We start from the raw sequence: 16,349 nt of genomic DNA on the forward strand, positions 1-16,349 counted from the left end.
TTAAAACAGCTACTCACTGAATTAGTGCTTACAACTGTTTGCTGAACCGGATTACTGCTTGGCATTTCTGCTCCGCATTATTGTTTGTAGGTATCGGGACTATTTGTAGGTGTCGGGATAGTCGTGATACTTACCTACTTCAACATCTTCCAATACGGCAACCGCATCTTCGGTAAGAATCGCCAAAGAGCAATAAAGTGAAATCAAATAAGAGGCGATGGCGTTGCGACCAATACCCATAAAGCGTACAGACAATCCCGGGCTTTGCTGGCCGGCCAAACCAGGTTGATAGAGTCCGACTACACCTTGGCGTTTTTCACCAACACGAATCAATAAAATTTTGGTTTTGCCATCTTCATCAATCGGCAATTTATCCGATGGGATTAACGGCACGCCACGCCAGGTAATAAATTGCGAACCGAACAAACTTACAGTGGGTGGTGGCACACCACGACGGGTACATTCGCGACCGAAAGCTGCAATCGCCAATGGGTGTGCAAGGAAAAAGCCCGGCTCTTTCCAAACTCTCACCAATAACTCATCCAGATCATCCGGCGTAGGTGCGCCAGTCAATGTGCAGATACGTTGAGTCTCATCAACATTAGCCAACAGACCGTATTCCGGGTTATTAATCAACTCGCTCTCTTGACGCTCTTTGATGGTTTCAATCGTCAGACGCAATTGTTCTTTGATTTGATCGTGCGGGCTATTATACAAATCCGACACACGGGTATGCACATCTACCACACTGGTCACCGCATTCAAAAAATATTCGCGCGGCTTATCTTCGTAATCAACAAAAGTAGGTTTGATTTCTGATTCATCACGCTGTGAACAGGTCACCGTCACCTGACGCGGATTTTTAACACGGTTCAAACGGAAGATACCTGCCTCAACCGGAACCCATTGCAGGAAATGCACTAACCACCGGGGAGAAATTGTCGATAATTGCGGCGTAGTCTTGGTGGCATTGGCAAGCTGCCGTGCAGCATTATCACCAAGCGCTAATTGGACTTCATTTTCGGTAGACATCCCGAAGGCTCCTTTAAATTCATGTAGGCAGGATAAAAAGAATTGGATAGAACAAAAATCTATATAAGAAAAAACACTAAGCTAAGATCGCATTGTTCTAAGAGAGGCTCAACCGGCTATAGCCATCAAAAAAGCAATGGATAAATATGTTATGAAAATGCTGATTAAACAACAGTTTGAAGAAGTGACTTTTCCTTTACATCACTATCTGATTTTTCTTGTCGTTCACTAAGGGCAAGTAATTCTGATGCGGAGAGATTTAATGCATTCGCAATTTTATTAATCGTTGCAAGCGATGGTACCGCTACACCGCGCTCAACTTCACCCAAATAAGTTCGGTTAAGACTGGCACGATCTGCAAGCACCTCCTGTGAATATCGATGCTCTTCACGCAATTGTTTGACGACGCGCCCAAAATAAATAGCAATACTCATACATTCGCCTCTTGCGGCACCAAATTGCGGGAACTTGCCTGGGTAATACTGCTGCCGGGCGGCACACTGCGCGTTAACCACACATTACCCCCGATGGTAGAACCTTTTCCGATAGTAATTCGCCCAAGCACCGTAGCGCCCGCGTAAATCACTACATCATCCTCAACAATCGGGTGACGGGGCAGACCTTTTTGCAAGGCTCCATTGTCATCCGTCGGGAATGTTTTTGCTCCAAGGGTAACAGCCTGATAAACACGTACTCGCTCACCTATCACGGCGGTCTCTCCAATCACCACGCCTGTCCCGTGATCGATAAAGAAACCGCTGCCGATCTCCGCGCCGGGATGTATATCAATACCGGTAAGCGAATGGGCCAACTCCGCCACAATACGCGCCAATAACAATACACCCAGTTGGTACAGGGTATGGGCCAAACGGTGATGGATAATAGCGAGCACACCCGGATAGCAAAGCAAAACTTCATCAACACTGCGCGCAGCGGGATCACCTTGGTAAGCCGCCTGAATATCGATATCCAAAATACGGCGCAAATTCGGTAATGCCGCCGCAAACAAGCGGACAATATTGGTGGCTTGTAACTTTAACTCGGCCTCATTGACTTGATTGCCTTGCTGGCGGGCGACGTAGAAAAGTTCCAAATGCACCTGTTGGAGCAATTGGTTTAATGCGGCATCGAGCGTGTGACCGACATAATAATCTTCGCTCTCTTCACGCAATTCCTGTGGTCCCAAACGCATAGGGAAAAGTGCACCGCAAAGATCACGGATAATCTGCTGTAGCACATCGCGCGAAGGCAATTCACGCAAACCCGGCTCACGGGTGCGTCCACGTTGGTTGCGCCAATCGTTACGGGCATTGCGCAACTCTTGCACAATCTTATCCAATTCCCAATTGGCGGCATTAGTGGAGTTAAAATCCGGGCCTTTATTAATGATGACGGTCATTGTTATTCTCTTGTGAATCCATGTTTAAAAAATCAACTGTTGCTGAGCCCGGCAGGATTAACGCTAACAACTTGCTAATCCTGAACCCAAGGCAGGCCGCGCTGACGCCAACCACCGCTGGCACCACGTTGTTGCTTTTCATCCAGATCACCTTCAAATCCTTCACGAACATTAAATACATTTTTAAAGCCCGCTGCTGTCGCTGCGGCTGCGGCTGCGGCCGAACGCTTGCCACTCCGGCATAACAAAAGGATGACCGCATCCTTGGGCAACTTGCTCTCCAGCTCACGTAAAAAGCGAGGATTCTTGATCAGTGCCGGCCCAACCTGCCAGGCAACATGGAAAGTATTGGGAACATGGCCGACAAACTTCCGCTCTTCTGCCGCACGCACATCAACCAAATGCGCATGGCCGCCAATAAATAGCTTCCACGCCTCATCCGGAGAAACTTTACCTGCGTAAGCCAATCCCTCAGCCTGAGCTTCATTTCTTGCAGCGAGTAATATTGCTGGCAGCTCCACTTCAGCTGCTGGAGCAGCAGCGCTACTCAATTGAATAACCGTCATAAAATGTCCTCTATCCCATTGCGTGTTTACTTTTAAACACTCATTTGTAATGGCGTGGATAACCCTGTTCAACAGTGCAAATATAATGATGGGTATAGGCAATTGGAAAGAATATATCTGTATATCCTTATAATCATGCAACGCAGAACCTGCCCGTTCTAATGCTCGTTATAAGCTGAGAATATTTAATTATTTTCATAACACGACGCGCCTCTCTAAGATGTGCAGCCATAACCGGTTATTTTACGAGACGCAAGGCCACGAAATGCCACTCACAGAATTAATGAACTACTTTAATGATCAATTGCAAACGCAAGCGCGTACCAAGTCATTACCCAAAACCGGCTTCTTTAAAGCCGATAACATTTATTGGAGTCGCTTTGGTAGCTTAATTCTGGGAAGTAAGTTTGAGGCAATCCATACATTCACTGACGATAGCATCATTGGCTATAACAGCGACCTGCTGGTTCGTTCCGCTGCGGGTAATTCACTCGATATTGATAGTATTTTTAATTCATTAGATAACAACGATCAAATCATTCATTTGGATCGACTGGTACGCACACTGCATTCACTAAATTATTTGCAGCAATTTGATGGCCGTAAAGATTTATTGTCATTGCAAGTACAACCGCGCCATATCATCAGCGTAGTAAGCGACCACGGTAAAACCTTTGAAAAAATATTGAGCGATTGCGGTTTGGGTCCTGAGCGAGTGCTATTGCATACCCGTTTATTGGATACCTCCACACTGCCACATTTTCAGCAGGCATTAGCAAGCTATCGCCAGCGCGGTTACAAAATTGGTATTCACCTTGGCAATGCACGCGAGCTGGATCTGTTAATTAATCTTGGTTTAACGCCAGATGTTATTTTTGCAGATCATCCAGCGTTGACCCAATTGCTGATTGAAAAACCCTTGCCAGCTGAATTTGATCCAAGCCTGCGTATCCTGATTGCTAAAAATCCCGGCATAGATGTCACCACCAGCAACGGACTTGACGGTTATTTATTTAATGCTGAAGATACTTATACATTGCCGCAATCGGCATTTTCTTAACGCTAGACGAGTGAGTGATTGACGCTGTCATGTGCCAGTTATTAGGAATGAGTTGCAAAAAACCGACAAGCATAGGTTTTTCGTTTGAGGGCTTTCGCGCACGCGGCGGTTTGACCGATGAGCATAAAGACGGCTGGGGTATCGCCTTTTTTAACGAAACCAGTGTTGATGTGTTTGTGGATCATGAACCTGCTGCCGAATCCAAATTGGCAGAGCAAGTGCACCGTGCCGACATCAAATCAAAAACAATTCTTGCGCACATCCGCAAAGCCACCGTAGGTGAAGTCAAGCTGAGCAATTGCCATCCATTCCAACGCAACCTTTGGAACAGTGAGTGGGTATTTTGCCACAATGGCGATTTAAAAAATTTCAATCCGCAATTAACTGGACAATTTCTTCCGCAAGGAGAAACCGACAGCGAACTGGCATTTTGCTATTTACTGCAACAGCTGGAACAAGCATTACCAGACGGAGCAACCAGCGCTGTCGATTTATTTAACATACTGGATAAACTCAGCCGGGAAATAGCAACTTATGGTACATTCAATATTATTTTGTCAAACGGCGAGTGGTTATACACTTATTGCTCTACGAGTTTGGCTTACGTAGAACGTAAATATCCATTCACCACCGTAACGTTAATTGATAAAGATTTGTCATTGGATTTAAGCCAGCACACCACCCAGGACGACAAGGTAATCCTGATTGCAACCAAACCACTGACGCTGAATGAAAACTGGAAAATTTACGCCGAGCATGAATCTCGCCTGTTTAACGATGGTGAACTGTTATTGGAGCGCAATCAGCTGGAAGTTGCTTAACCGGTATTTGCGCAATCACTACTTACTGTATACACAATTACATTTGCATAAGTGATCAGCAATAAAAAAACCGGGGGATTTACCGTATGTTGTAAATCCCCCGGTTTTTTTACGACTCTGAATAGAGGTTATCAATAACCCAAATCGAGACTGGCCTCAGGTGCTGTCGCAATAATCCAGGCCAACACAGCAGAAATAATGACTATCAACAACAGTGCCAACCAAATGCGCGATGAATCAATGGTTTCAGCTTCTTGCAAGCCATGCACCGGTTTTTTTCCGGTAACCATTGCTTTAATTAAATTTTCGCGCTTAACAAATACATAAAATAATACGGCACCCACATGAATGACTACCGCACCGACAATCCAATAAAATAATTCTTTATGTACTGCGGTGAGCTTCAGGCTCAATTCATGGGAGACATAACCATACAGAGGGCCGATATTGAATATCTCATCATTGGCAAATAGGCCGGTAACCGCCTGCAATAATAAAACCAACAACAAAGTTAATACCATTAGCGCACCCAGCGGATTATGCCCTGGGTAAGATTTAGCTTTGCCTTTGGTAAGATGAAACGCATACCGGACACTTTCAATGGGATGGCGAACAAAATTAGCAAACCGCGCATGGTGGGTACCAACAATTCCCCACAAAATTCTAAATACCAAAAGGATGACAACAAAATAACCGGCCCACAGGTGATAAGTGAAATAACTTACCCCCAACCAGTTAGTTACATAGGCAGCAATAAACGAGATAACCAATAACCAATGGAAAACCCGCGTCGGCAGATCCCAGATTTTAAGATGGGTGTCGACAGGACTATCAACAGTCGTTGTGCTTTCTACAGATTCAACAATTTGCTCAGTCATAATCAGATCTTGCCAAATTCTTTTAATGAGTTTGAATGAAAAAACGCACCATCCTGAATGCAAATCGCTCTTGATGCGGTAAAACAACAAGAGCGATTATCGGGTTAACTATCCCAGCCTACCCCACCCTAACAATTACTTTTCCTTATAACCGTCATGACAGCCTTTGCAACCTTCAGCAACCGCTTTTGCTGCATTTTTAAAAGCATCAGATGCGGTTGACTCTTTGGCAGCAATTTGTGCAAGTGCAGCCGCATTTACCTGGAAGTCTTTAATTTGCTTCTCAAAGTCTGCTTTTTTGGTCCAAACCGCTGGTTTGGATTTGGTGTGCGGCGCACCCAAATTTGAATCTTCGGGGAAAGTACCGTCCAACAATAAACTCAGGAAGGCAACACGCTCTGCACGCTTGGCAATATCTGCCTGATTGTATGCAGCCTTACCTTGCAGCACGTCACCAATTGGCTTGAAATTGTTAGCAATCAAGACAAATGCGGCTTTGCGAACTGCAATAGCTTGCTTGGCAGCAGCAGGATCAGCTGCTGCTGTTTGCGCCTTGGCATCATCGGCGGCAAACAATCCTGCACTTGTCGATACCAACAGAGCAGCACCCAAGAGTTTTAATGAGAGAGCTATTTTCGATACACGAGTCATTAACCATTTTCTCCTATTCATATTTAAAGGCTAACCGGTATAACCATTATTGATTTTGCGATCTGTGAATGACAAAAGGTCTAACGTAAAACCCCTCTATGAAATCATTAACAAGACCACTTAAGGTAAAAAAGATCATTCCAAACGGACCATAAAAAATGATCCAAAATGACACCCCCTGAAGGATCCTAAAGCAAATTGTTTACAGCAAAGACTATGCCGGAAAAAATCACCGCAACTCTTTTTACCAGCGTTTAGCAATCGCGAATAATTTGCTGATTAATTGAGCTATTAACATAGGCTCTGATTGTTTTTCAACAGTGAACAACCCGATAGGAGATTATTGCAGTGCATAGATAAAAACAACCTGCTGATTAACAATCAGTGCAATTTTGCGAATTGTTTATTAATAGACAGCAATGGTAAACAGACAGATGTCTATTTTAAAACAGGAAAGATTTGCATTTAGGTTAATACATGTGACGTATTCAATTAAAGCAACAGTAGCTGCAAGCATTTCAACAAAATCAGTTGAGCTTAAAGCAGCAGATTTACTTCCATTGCCTTTTCCAATATTGGTATACCGCTTGCTGTGTCGACTGCGGAAACATCATTTATTAAGGAAACAAGCAATGAAAAATATTAAACAGTTTTATGGCGTCGGCCTGCTGACGTTAACCAGCTTCACGTTCCCGTCCGCGCTGGCAGCCGATAACAATGTACTGGAAAAAGCTTATAAAACATTAGGTGCAGACAAACTTTCTTCATTGGAAATCAACGGTTCAGGTAGTTGGTACCAATTTGGTCAATCACCTGCCCCCGGTACCGCATGGCCAGCGTTTGACGTAAGCAGCTACACAACTTCAATTAACTTTGACACCGCATCAGCCAGAGTTTTGCAAACACGCAAGCAAGTAGTAGAAGCGAATCGTGCTCGCCCGGTTCCAGTTGAGCAAAAACCCGATCAATATGTGAGTGGTGATATCGCCTGGAACATTGCCGTACCACAGGGTGCTCCAGCAGGTACAGCACCTGCTGCCCAAGCACAAGCCGCTGCAGTTGAAGAGCGTCAGGCAGAAATTTGGACTACTCCACAGGGCTTTTTAAAAGCAGCGCAAAAAAACAATGCTATTGTCAGCCAGGAAGGTGTAAATACCCGCGTAGAGTTCACCCGCCAGAAAAACAAATATGTTGGCTTGATTAACAAGGCAGGCCAGGTAGAGCGTGTGCAAACCTGGATTGATAATCCGGTATTGGGCGATACTCCCATTCAAATTACTTACAGCAATTATAAGGATTTTAACGGAATCAACTTTCCTTCCCATATTGTAAAAACCCAAGGGGGAGCGCCGGTACTTGACATTAAAGTTGCATCAGTAAAAGGCAATATCACTGCTGACTTTCCAGTACCTGATGAAGTAAAAAGCAATCCAAAACCGGCCATTACTGTTGCAAGTACTGAGTTGGCCCCGGGAGTTTACTATCTACAAGGTGGCACTCATCACAGCCTCGCCATTGACCAGAAAGATCACATTGTGATCGTTGAAGCACCACAAAATGAAGAGCGTTCTTTAGCGGTGATCGCCAAAGTTAACCAACTTATTCCCAATAAAAAAATTACTCATGTAATCAATAGCCACCAACACTTTGACCACTCTGGTGGCCTACGCACTTATGTTGATGCGGGAGCAACCATAGTGACTCATGAGTTAAACAAACCATTCTATGAAACTGCGTGGAAGCAACCACGTTCAATTAATGCCGATAAACTTTCCATATCGAAAAAAGCGGCTAAATACCAAACCTTCTCTGACAAATTAGTACTGGATGACGGTCAACGTAAAATTGAAATACACCAAATTAAAGATAACGGACACAATGATGCTTTTGCTTTGGTTTATTTACCCAAAGAAAAAATCCTTATTGAGGCGGACGCCTTTACACCACCGCCACCAAACTCTCCGGCGCAAACATCAGTTAATCCGTTTGCCGCCAATCTCTATGAAAACATCAAACGCTTAAAATTAGATGTAGTGACAATCGCTCCCTTACATGGCCGCTTGGTAAAACTGGAAGAATTAAATTCATTTATCACTGTTGCCCAAAATTAATTAACAACATTTAAAAAGTATCAACAAAAAGGCACAACTGGCTATTCAGTTGTGCCTTTTTTATTAAAGCCTTTTATTAAAACTTTTTATTAAAGACAAGTGCATTGTTTAAAACATAATCTGTTTGTATAACATCAAATCAATGACATCAAATCAAACACATCATCAATGCAATGATATTCAAAATAATAAAAATGATTAAAATTTTAATTAATTACTATAAAAATCATCACCTTATAAAAATTAAACTCCTTTTAATTATTTGGTATACCGCTTGCTATAACAGCTCGTCGATATAATTTAATAGTTCTGGAGAACGAGATGATTGATAGTTTCAACACACTCACAAAAATCAAAAAAACAGCTAAACATAAATTTCGCACTAAGCCTTTATCAGCATTATTAACCAGCATTATTTTACTTGGTGCAGGTGTCGCTTATGCGCAAGAAAATGAAAAACAAGCGCCGCTTCCGGAAGACACTGACGTTAACGAGCTTTTGGAAGAAGAACCAACCAGCGCCGGAGGAAAAAGAAGTCCCAGAGTGCAGGAGCTGGTTACTATTGGCGTGAGAGAAGTAGTTGAAAGAAAACTGGCAACTGTTCACGAACAACCGTTTTCTCAATCCATTATTTCCGGTGCAACGCTTGACCGTGAATTGGGCCTTGATTATGAAGCCATGTCAAAACGACTTGCGAACGTTACATTTAATCAAAACAATACCCGCGGTGCATCTCTCTCTATTCGCGGCGTCGGTAAGCGCGCCTTCGCTGAAGTACAGGACCCAAGTGTATTGGTTATTCAAGATGGTGTTAGTTTTGGTTTAACGGCACAAGGTAACTTTGATTTTTATGATGTAGAAACCGTAGAGGGTTTTCGCGGTCCAGTAGGAACATTAGGTGGTAAAGGGGGAAGTTCCGGTGCGATATATGTCAACACCAAAAAGCCAACATTTGAGCCGAGCAGCGAATTAAGCATTGCCTATGGTGAGCGCGATACAGTAATACTAAAAGGCGCCTATGGCGGACCTGTAATTGACGATTTATTAGCATGGCGCGGCTCCTTTGTTGTTGATAAGCAACGCGGTTATTATGAGTCGCGTTATGACGAAAACTATAGTATGTACAACAAAAATCGTGTAAGCGGCCGGTTGCAATTTTTACTTACGCCGACTCCGGAGCTCAATGCACGATTGAGTATCGATCTTGAACCGCGCGGACCGCAATTGCAAAACGGCTTAACCTTTTATGTAGATCAACCGGAACGTTATGCTGATGGCTCACTCACCGATCCTTCAGGCACCACTGCAAAAGCAAAACTTGCGGGATTCACCAACGCTAGCAACGTATATACACCTGCGCGCTCATGGTTTGTTGGTCGTACATTTACCGCAAACAATGTTTACACTTATGATGATTATCTCGCTAATGAAGATGATGAAACTGTCTATTTTAATGAGAACCAGGGCCAGACAGTATCAAACAAAGGTGCGTCTTTAAATATCGATTACGCCTTGGAAAATCACAAATTAAATTCGATAACGGCATGGCGCGCTTACACATTCGATGCGCATAACGATGAAGGCACACCCTTTGATATCAACATTGATGGTGGCGGCGGTGTTTTTTACAAACAATATAGCCAGGAATTCAGTATTCAATCTGATAAAGACGGAGCCTTCGATTACATTGCCGGATTATTTTTCTTTCAAACCGAAAATACCATTACATCGAAAACCGGCTGGGGTTCTGATGCAGGTGCATGGTTCGCCACCACAGCACAATACAATACATTGGAAAGAAATGCGGGTGTAAACCGTGGAGCAGGCAGAGCGCTGCTACAAGATTCTCTGGATAACGGGCGTAAATTTGGCGGTACCTATGTTGAAACCGAAAGCAATGCAATTTACGGTAACGCAAATTGGCATTGGCATGAATCGGCAACATTAACCGCGGGTTTGCGTGTGGGATCAGAAGACCGTAGCACCACTGATGAAGTGATTTTGCAAAACAATGGAGCTGGAACCAATCTTAATCCTGTAAGTGTCCGCGGTTACAACCTTGGTGGATTTGCATCGCTCGCTTCTGCAACCACTGTCAATGGCGTAACCTACCCTGCCGGAAGTTTGGGGCAAGTTGTTGGCGGAACATTTATTAATAATAATTCTGCGGAACAGTTGCGTGTCGCAGATCAGGTTGCTAATACCTATTACGGTGCAGCCATTACCGAAACACCAGGCCAGGCATACGCCAGTCTCACTGCTGCACAACGAGCGCAAATCGCTGCTGCAAAAAGCATCCGCGCCAGTCAGATTGGTCAATTAATTCCGTGGATAGAAAGTCACTACGACGATACAATCTATACCGGCACGTTAAGCCAATCCTATGAGTTTAATGATCAGGTGCGCGGTTATGTTGCCTGGCAATATGGTGAAAAATCCGGAACTGCCTTTAATGTTAATGGTGAGCCACTAGGCGTAAAACCGGAAAAAACCACGGCCTATGAAATCGGAGTAAAAACAACACTCTTTGATGATGATCTGATATTCAATATCAACCTTTTCAGAATGGACATTGAAGATTATCAGCAAGCCATTCGCAAAGTCGATGAGTGGGCCACACAGGACAATATCAATAATGGCCTTGAAAACCCTCTCGCTTATGTCACCGCACAAGGTAACGTTAATGGTGTGCGTGTAGAAGGTGTTGAATTTGATGGTTACTACACCGGCATTGAAAATTTCAGCTTTCGTTTGAGCGGTGCATTTAATGATGCATACTACACCGACTTTAAAAACTCACCAAAACCTGCCGAATTAAATTATTTAACTAATCAATTTGTAGACCAAACCGGAAAGAATTTACCCGGCGCAGCAAAATGGACAGTTAACCTCGGTGTAGAATATCGTTTGCCAGTACTGAACGCTGCTGAATTCCATGCAAGCTTTAACACTGCTTACACCAGCGATTATTTGAACCTGGATGATTTGTCTTCTTACTCCTATACACCCGGTTACAGCCGCACCGATGCGTCCATTGGTCTTGGTTCGCTGGATGGCAACCTGGACGTGAGTTTGATTGTGAAAAATGCGTTTGATGATCGCACCCATGAGCGCGGTTGGAGCAGCTATGCGCCCTGGCCTTACCCACGCTGGGTTGGCGTAGTATTCACTGGAAAGTTTTAATGCACCCTACTTATCAAGACAAAGAAAAATACAATCTTAGTCAGAAGAGAATTCTCAGGTGAGAATATTGCAACGATTAAACCTCCAAGTTGATCTGATGCAACATTCATGGACGAAAAAAAATCGCGGCCTTGCACAGTAAGGCCGCGATTTTCTATTGGGTAACTTTGTGTAACGAATAATTTTAACCAGGGAAAAACATGACTGATACCTTACGGATTTCATATGACGTGCTTTGCCAACGCTTGGCACAACGCCTGCACGAAGCGGGTATTCCGCAACAGCAAGCACTACTGGAAGCCACCATTATGGCTGAAGCAGATTTACAAGAAGTTCCATCCCATGGAGTGCGCATGCTCCCCGGATTATTATCCGCACTGGCGGATAGCCGGGTAAAAACAAACCCGGTCTTTTCATTGGAGCGCGAGTTTGGAGCAATTTGTGTATTGGATTGCGGTAACGGACCGGGTAGATATGCAGCAGCACATGCAATGGAGCAAGCCAAAACACGGGCAAAGCAATTTGGTGTTGGGATTTGCCTTGCGAAGCGTACCACTCACTGGGGTCGCGCCCATGCTTACGCGAGTCGTGCAGCACAAGATGGTTTTATCGGACTCTGCACTACCAATGCCATCCCCAGTATGGCAATTGGCGGTGCAAAAAAGCCGGTGATTGGCAACAATCCTCTTGCGATAGGCATACCCGGAATTAATAACAGCGAACCCATAGTGCTGGATATGGCGATGAGCCAGGCCGCAGTGGGCAAAGTCGGTACTTGGCTGCGCGAAGGAAAATCCTTACCTGATAATTGGGGAATCGATGCGCAAGGCAATCCAACCAATGATGCCAATGCAATTCTTTCCGGCGCAGTGCTGCCTATGGGGGAACACAAAGGTGCGGGATTAGCGGTGATGATTGAATTGCTTACCGCCGCATTGGCCGGCGCCGCGTTTACCCAGGAGCTATTGGCAGGCGACCAAAGTGGTATAGATCCAAACTCCAGCAAAATTTTTATTGCACTGAATGTGAATGCATTTATCGAATTGCCCGTATTCAAACAACGGGTACGACATTTTCTGGATTATTTGAAAACCGAGGCAACCCCCTTCAATTATCCCGGTGAACGCGGCTGGCAAGTCCGGCAACTTAATTTGCTTGACGGTGTTCCGCTACACAAGGAAATAATTGCGCGTCTGGAATCGGTAGGGGTAAATCTTCGCGGTGTATTCAAATAGCAACTGTAGCAAAATAAAAACTGTGATAATCAGGAAAGGTAGAAGCAGGGAAATTAAATCAGAGAGGAGACAAGAGTTGATAACATCCTTGTTATCCTAAAAAAGACACCTTAAAAAATATCCAATAAGAGACAAGCTTTAGCGGGTGTATTTATTAACCCGCTTTTGCTAACTGCTGAACTTTTTCCAATGCCGCTTTAACATTTTCAGCAGGTGTCACACCACCAATAGTCGCCGCGATTTTTCCATCAGGGGTAATGATAAAAGTAGTGCGCTCTGCAAAACCGTGTTCGATTACTTTACCACGTGAATCTACTTTTCCTTCAGCAGCTTCGCGGACATTCAGCTCAAATGAACGAGCAACCTTTCCACCAACATCAGAGCCTACAGCAAATTTCCCTGCACAATATTCAGGATCAGCAGAAAAATCGTTGAGACGCTCAATGCTATCGAGTGATACACCAATGACTGTCGCACCCGCCGCCGCAAACTTGTCACTATTCACGGAAAAAGTATGTGCCTGGATATTACAACCACCGGTGTAAGCTGATGGATAGAAATAAACGACTACCGGACCTTTCTTCAAGCTTTCCGCCAACGAAAAGTTAAACGGTTTACCGGCAAGCGATGCTTCAAGGTTAAATACAGGCGCTTTATCGCCCTCTTCTAATGCTGCAAATGCTGATGTACTCATTAATCCCACCGATAGTCCTGCCATCAGACCCAATGTTAATAAACGTTTCATAATCTGTACCTTATTAGTGAATGCTATAACTTGAAAGAGGACGACGTTTACAAGCTCGAAATATAATCGTTTAAGGCTTTAATTTCATTATCCGTTAACTTGGCGGTAACTTTATTCATAATACCCTGGGCACTATTGGTACGCTCTCCGTCGCGCCAATCGCGCAGCTGTTGATCCAGATAGTGCCAATCCTGGCCACCGATTACCGGGATAAGTTCCACCGCCAATCCTGCAACCGGTGATGGTTGATTCGCAGTAAGTCCGCGCCCGTTAGAACCATGACAAGTGGAACAGGCTTGAATCTGCCTTGCGGAATCGCCCTCAAGGTACAGTTTCTTGCCCAAAGCATTGTTCCCTGCCCCATCACCTTTCATAACCGGCTGCGCCGCATAATACGCAAATATATCCGCCGCTGTTTCGTCATCAACCGTCCTTGCCATCATCGCCATGAAATCATTGTGGCGTGTGTTGGTGCGAAAATCATTAAATTGTTTTAATAGATACGCAGGATGCTGTCCTGCCAACTTGGGAATTTTGCCGGATTCATTGTCAGCGTGAATATTTCCATCCGCACCGTGACACTCCTGGCAGCGCTCATCGGCAGAGGCAATTTTGCCATTCTCCACACTCGCGGTATCGAGAAGCGAATAATCAGGTTCCTCAGCCAGTGCAAGCAACGATGCAAATAAGGAGCAACAGATTAGCAGGCATAACCTGATAAGAAGACCGCGCAATAACAGCATGTTTAGTCTTCTTTATAAAAATTATGGCAAGTTTTGCACGCGCGGGATAAATCGGTCGCTGCATTTGCAGCGCTTTCAAAATCGTTTTGCTCAATAAAAGTCACTATCTCGCTAGAGAGTTTGACACTTTTTTTGGACAACTCGACCGCTTCTGCCGAGTCCGGTTGGGCAATAAAATGTTTTTCAACTACCAGGAACAATTCATTAAGCATTTTCGCGTCTGCAATCGCAGCGTCTGCTTCTTCGAGTGCAATATTCGAGGATAAACTGTCATTGATGTCTTCGATGTTTTGCATCAAATCCATATCCATTTCAGTTTCTTCAGCAACGCTGGCGATACTGATAAGGAAGCTACTACTGATTGCTATTACAACTAAACGTAAAACACCTGCAAAATTGCGCATAAAGTCCCAAAAATATTTTCAAAAATGGGGGCAGCACAAGCTGCCCCAAAACATTACTACGATGAATTAAGCCAGAATTTCCTTAACTACTTTACCGAACACTACAGTAGGACGCTCTGAGCGGCCGTTGTTAATGAACGTAGTCTTGAGGTGATTCAAACCTAACAGATGCAATACGGTCGCATGTAAATCATAGGTATCAACAGCAGTATCTTTATCTGCAACCTGAACACCCAACTCATCAGTGCCGCCGTAAGTAAAGCCAGCTTTCAAACCACCACCTGCCATCCACTGGGTATAACCCCAGGGGTTGTGGTCACGACCGGTACCGCTCTCACCCCATGGAGTACGTGAAAACTCGGAAGTCCACACAACCAAAGTTGTCTCCAGCAAACCGCGCGATTTCAAGTCTTCCAACAAACCGGCGATTGGCTTGTCTACCATTTTTGCCATCAAGCCGTGGTTTTTATCCAGGTCATCATGCGCGTCCCAGCTGGTGATTTCAGTTTCACCCTCAGGTGCACCGCTCACAACTTGAATAAAACGTACACCGCGCTCTACCAAACGGCGCGCACGCAACAGACTGGTTCCGTAGCTGCCGGTAATCGCATCATCAATGCCGTACAATTTTTTAGTTGCGTCAGTTTCTTTGGAGAGATCAACAGCTTCCGGGGCTGCAACTTGCATGCGGTCTGCCAAATCGTAAGAGCGTAAACGCGCTTTCAATTCCGTATCCAATGGACGATTTTCCGCACCCAATTTATTCAAACGATTCAATAAATCGAGCGAACTGCGTTGTTGCGATGCAGAGCGCAATTCAGGGCGATCCAAATAATAAATGGGTGAATCACCCGGACGGAATGCGGTTCCTTGATAAACCGCTGGCAAAAAGCCCGAATTCCAATTCACTGAACCAGCACGCGGTTCAGATGCACCGTTGTATAGTACGACGTAAGGTGGCAAATCAGGGTTAGCTGAACCCAATGCATAGGAAATCCATGCACCAAGTGATGGGCGACCCGGGTTCAAATCGCCGGTATTCAATTTCAAAATTGAAATATCATGTGTTGCACCAATGGTTACACTGGATTTGATAAAGGTCAGTTTGTCAGCATGCTGGGCAAGGTTGGGTAATAAGTTGGAAAACCACGCCCCACTTTCACCATACTGTTTCCAGGAACGATTATTGGAAACGAACAATTCATTTACACCGCCCTGTGTACTGGTCTTGATACCTTTCAAGAATGAATCAGGAACACCTTTACCGGCTTGCTTTACCAATTCCGGCTTGTAGTCATACAGATCCAATGTACTCGGTGCGCCATTCTGGTGTAACCAAATTACAGACTTGATTTTTGCCGGAAAATGCGGATCTTTAGGTGCGAGCGGATCAATCAATTCAGCCGCCGATGCCGCTGAAATATTAAGTCCGGGAATAACGCCAGCCAGTGCCGCACCGCCTACACCCAAGCTACTATTTTTTAAAAAATCGCGACGTGATTTATTGTCCATTGCATTACT

General features: G+C 44.6%; 15 protein-coding genes. 5 read left to right on the plus strand and 10 right to left on the minus strand.

Annotated elements, in window-relative coordinates:
- Window positions 1-99: 99 nt before the first annotated feature.
- The 4 genes from AC1RJL_RS18430 to AC1RJL_RS18445 all read right to left on the minus strand — a co-directional run bounded on the left by AC1RJL_RS18430 (window position 100) and on the right by AC1RJL_RS18445 (window position 2,997).
- Window positions 100-1,032, minus strand: a complete 933-nt coding sequence (locus AC1RJL_RS18430; protein WP_492916740.1) for a family 2A encapsulin nanocompartment shell protein — start codon at window positions 1,030-1,032, stop codon at window positions 100-102.
- A gap of 164 nt (window positions 1,033-1,196) precedes the next feature.
- Window positions 1,197-1,466: a helix-turn-helix domain-containing protein gene (locus AC1RJL_RS18435; RefSeq protein WP_492916742.1), complete on the minus strand. Its 270-nt coding sequence runs from the start codon at window positions 1,464-1,466 to the stop codon at window positions 1,197-1,199.
- On the minus strand, window positions 1,463-2,431 hold the full coding sequence (epsC, locus tag AC1RJL_RS18440; protein ID WP_492916744.1) for a serine O-acetyltransferase EpsC: 969 nt from the start codon (window positions 2,429-2,431) through the stop codon (window positions 1,463-1,465). Before epsC ends, AC1RJL_RS18435 begins: the two co-directional genes overlap by 4 nt.
- Window positions 2,432-2,505: 74 nt before the next feature.
- Complete coding sequence (locus AC1RJL_RS18445; RefSeq protein ID WP_492916746.1) at window positions 2,506-2,997, minus strand: rhodanese-like domain-containing protein; 492 nt, start codon at window positions 2,995-2,997, stop codon at window positions 2,506-2,508.
- Between the two features lie 265 nt (window positions 2,998-3,262).
- Here AC1RJL_RS18445 and AC1RJL_RS18450 point away from each other — a divergent pair, with 265 nt between their 5' ends.
- Both AC1RJL_RS18450 and AC1RJL_RS18455 read left to right on the plus strand, forming a co-directional pair.
- Window positions 3,263-4,057, plus strand: a complete 795-nt coding sequence (locus AC1RJL_RS18450) for a hypothetical protein (RefSeq protein WP_492916748.1) — start codon at window positions 3,263-3,265, stop codon at window positions 4,055-4,057.
- A gap of 29 nt (window positions 4,058-4,086) precedes the next feature.
- A complete protein-coding gene (locus AC1RJL_RS18455; protein ID WP_492916750.1) occupies window positions 4,087-4,878 on the plus strand; it encodes a class II glutamine amidotransferase in 792 nt (263 codons plus the stop codon).
- A gap of 131 nt (window positions 4,879-5,009) precedes the next feature.
- Here AC1RJL_RS18455 and AC1RJL_RS18460 read toward each other — a convergent pair whose 3' ends face one another.
- Both AC1RJL_RS18460 and AC1RJL_RS18465 read right to left on the minus strand, forming a co-directional pair.
- Window positions 5,010-5,756 carry a cytochrome b/b6 domain-containing protein gene (locus AC1RJL_RS18460; RefSeq protein WP_492916752.1) on the minus strand — a complete coding sequence of 249 codons (747 nt, stop codon included), beginning with the start codon at window positions 5,754-5,756 and terminating at the stop codon, window positions 5,010-5,012.
- Between the two features lie 135 nt (window positions 5,757-5,891).
- Complete coding sequence (locus AC1RJL_RS18465) at window positions 5,892-6,407, minus strand: c-type cytochrome (protein ID WP_492916754.1); 516 nt, start codon at window positions 6,405-6,407, stop codon at window positions 5,892-5,894.
- Window positions 6,408-7,039: 632 nt separating this feature from the next.
- Between AC1RJL_RS18465 and AC1RJL_RS18470 the strand changes: the two genes are divergently transcribed.
- From AC1RJL_RS18470 to AC1RJL_RS18480, 3 genes are all read left to right on the plus strand, one after another.
- Entirely contained in the window at window positions 7,040-8,518 is a 1,479-nt protein-coding gene (locus AC1RJL_RS18470; RefSeq protein ID WP_492916756.1) for an MBL fold metallo-hydrolase, read from the plus strand.
- A gap of 321 nt (window positions 8,519-8,839) precedes the next feature.
- Window positions 8,840-11,701 (plus strand): TonB-dependent receptor, encoded by a 2,862-nt coding sequence (locus AC1RJL_RS18475; protein ID WP_492916758.1) that lies wholly within the window; start codon window positions 8,840-8,842, stop codon window positions 11,699-11,701.
- A 200-nt stretch (window positions 11,702-11,901) separates the two neighbouring features.
- A complete protein-coding gene (locus tag AC1RJL_RS18480) occupies window positions 11,902-12,936 on the plus strand; it encodes an Ldh family oxidoreductase (protein WP_492916760.1) in 1,035 nt (344 codons plus the stop codon).
- 154 nt (window positions 12,937-13,090) lie between these two features.
- Here AC1RJL_RS18480 and AC1RJL_RS18485 read toward each other — a convergent pair whose 3' ends face one another.
- From AC1RJL_RS18485 to AC1RJL_RS18500, 4 genes are all read right to left on the minus strand, one after another.
- On the minus strand, window positions 13,091-13,681 hold the full coding sequence (locus AC1RJL_RS18485; protein WP_492916762.1) for a peroxiredoxin: 591 nt from the start codon (window positions 13,679-13,681) through the stop codon (window positions 13,091-13,093).
- Window positions 13,682-13,728: 47 nt separating this feature from the next.
- Window positions 13,729-14,424 carry a c-type cytochrome gene (locus AC1RJL_RS18490; protein ID WP_492916764.1) on the minus strand — a complete coding sequence of 232 codons (696 nt, stop codon included), beginning with the start codon at window positions 14,422-14,424 and terminating at the stop codon, window positions 13,729-13,731.
- 2 nt (window positions 14,425-14,426) lie between these two features.
- Window positions 14,427-14,828 (minus strand): hypothetical protein, encoded by a 402-nt coding sequence (locus AC1RJL_RS18495; protein WP_492916766.1) that lies wholly within the window; start codon window positions 14,826-14,828, stop codon window positions 14,427-14,429.
- 66 nt (window positions 14,829-14,894) lie between these two features.
- Entirely contained in the window at window positions 14,895-16,340 is a 1,446-nt protein-coding gene (locus AC1RJL_RS18500; RefSeq protein ID WP_492916768.1) for a DUF1501 domain-containing protein, read from the minus strand.
- Between the last annotated feature and the right edge of the window lie 9 nt (window positions 16,341-16,349).

It is taken from the genome of Cellvibrio sp. GW822-FHT04B05 (assembly GCF_058800985.1).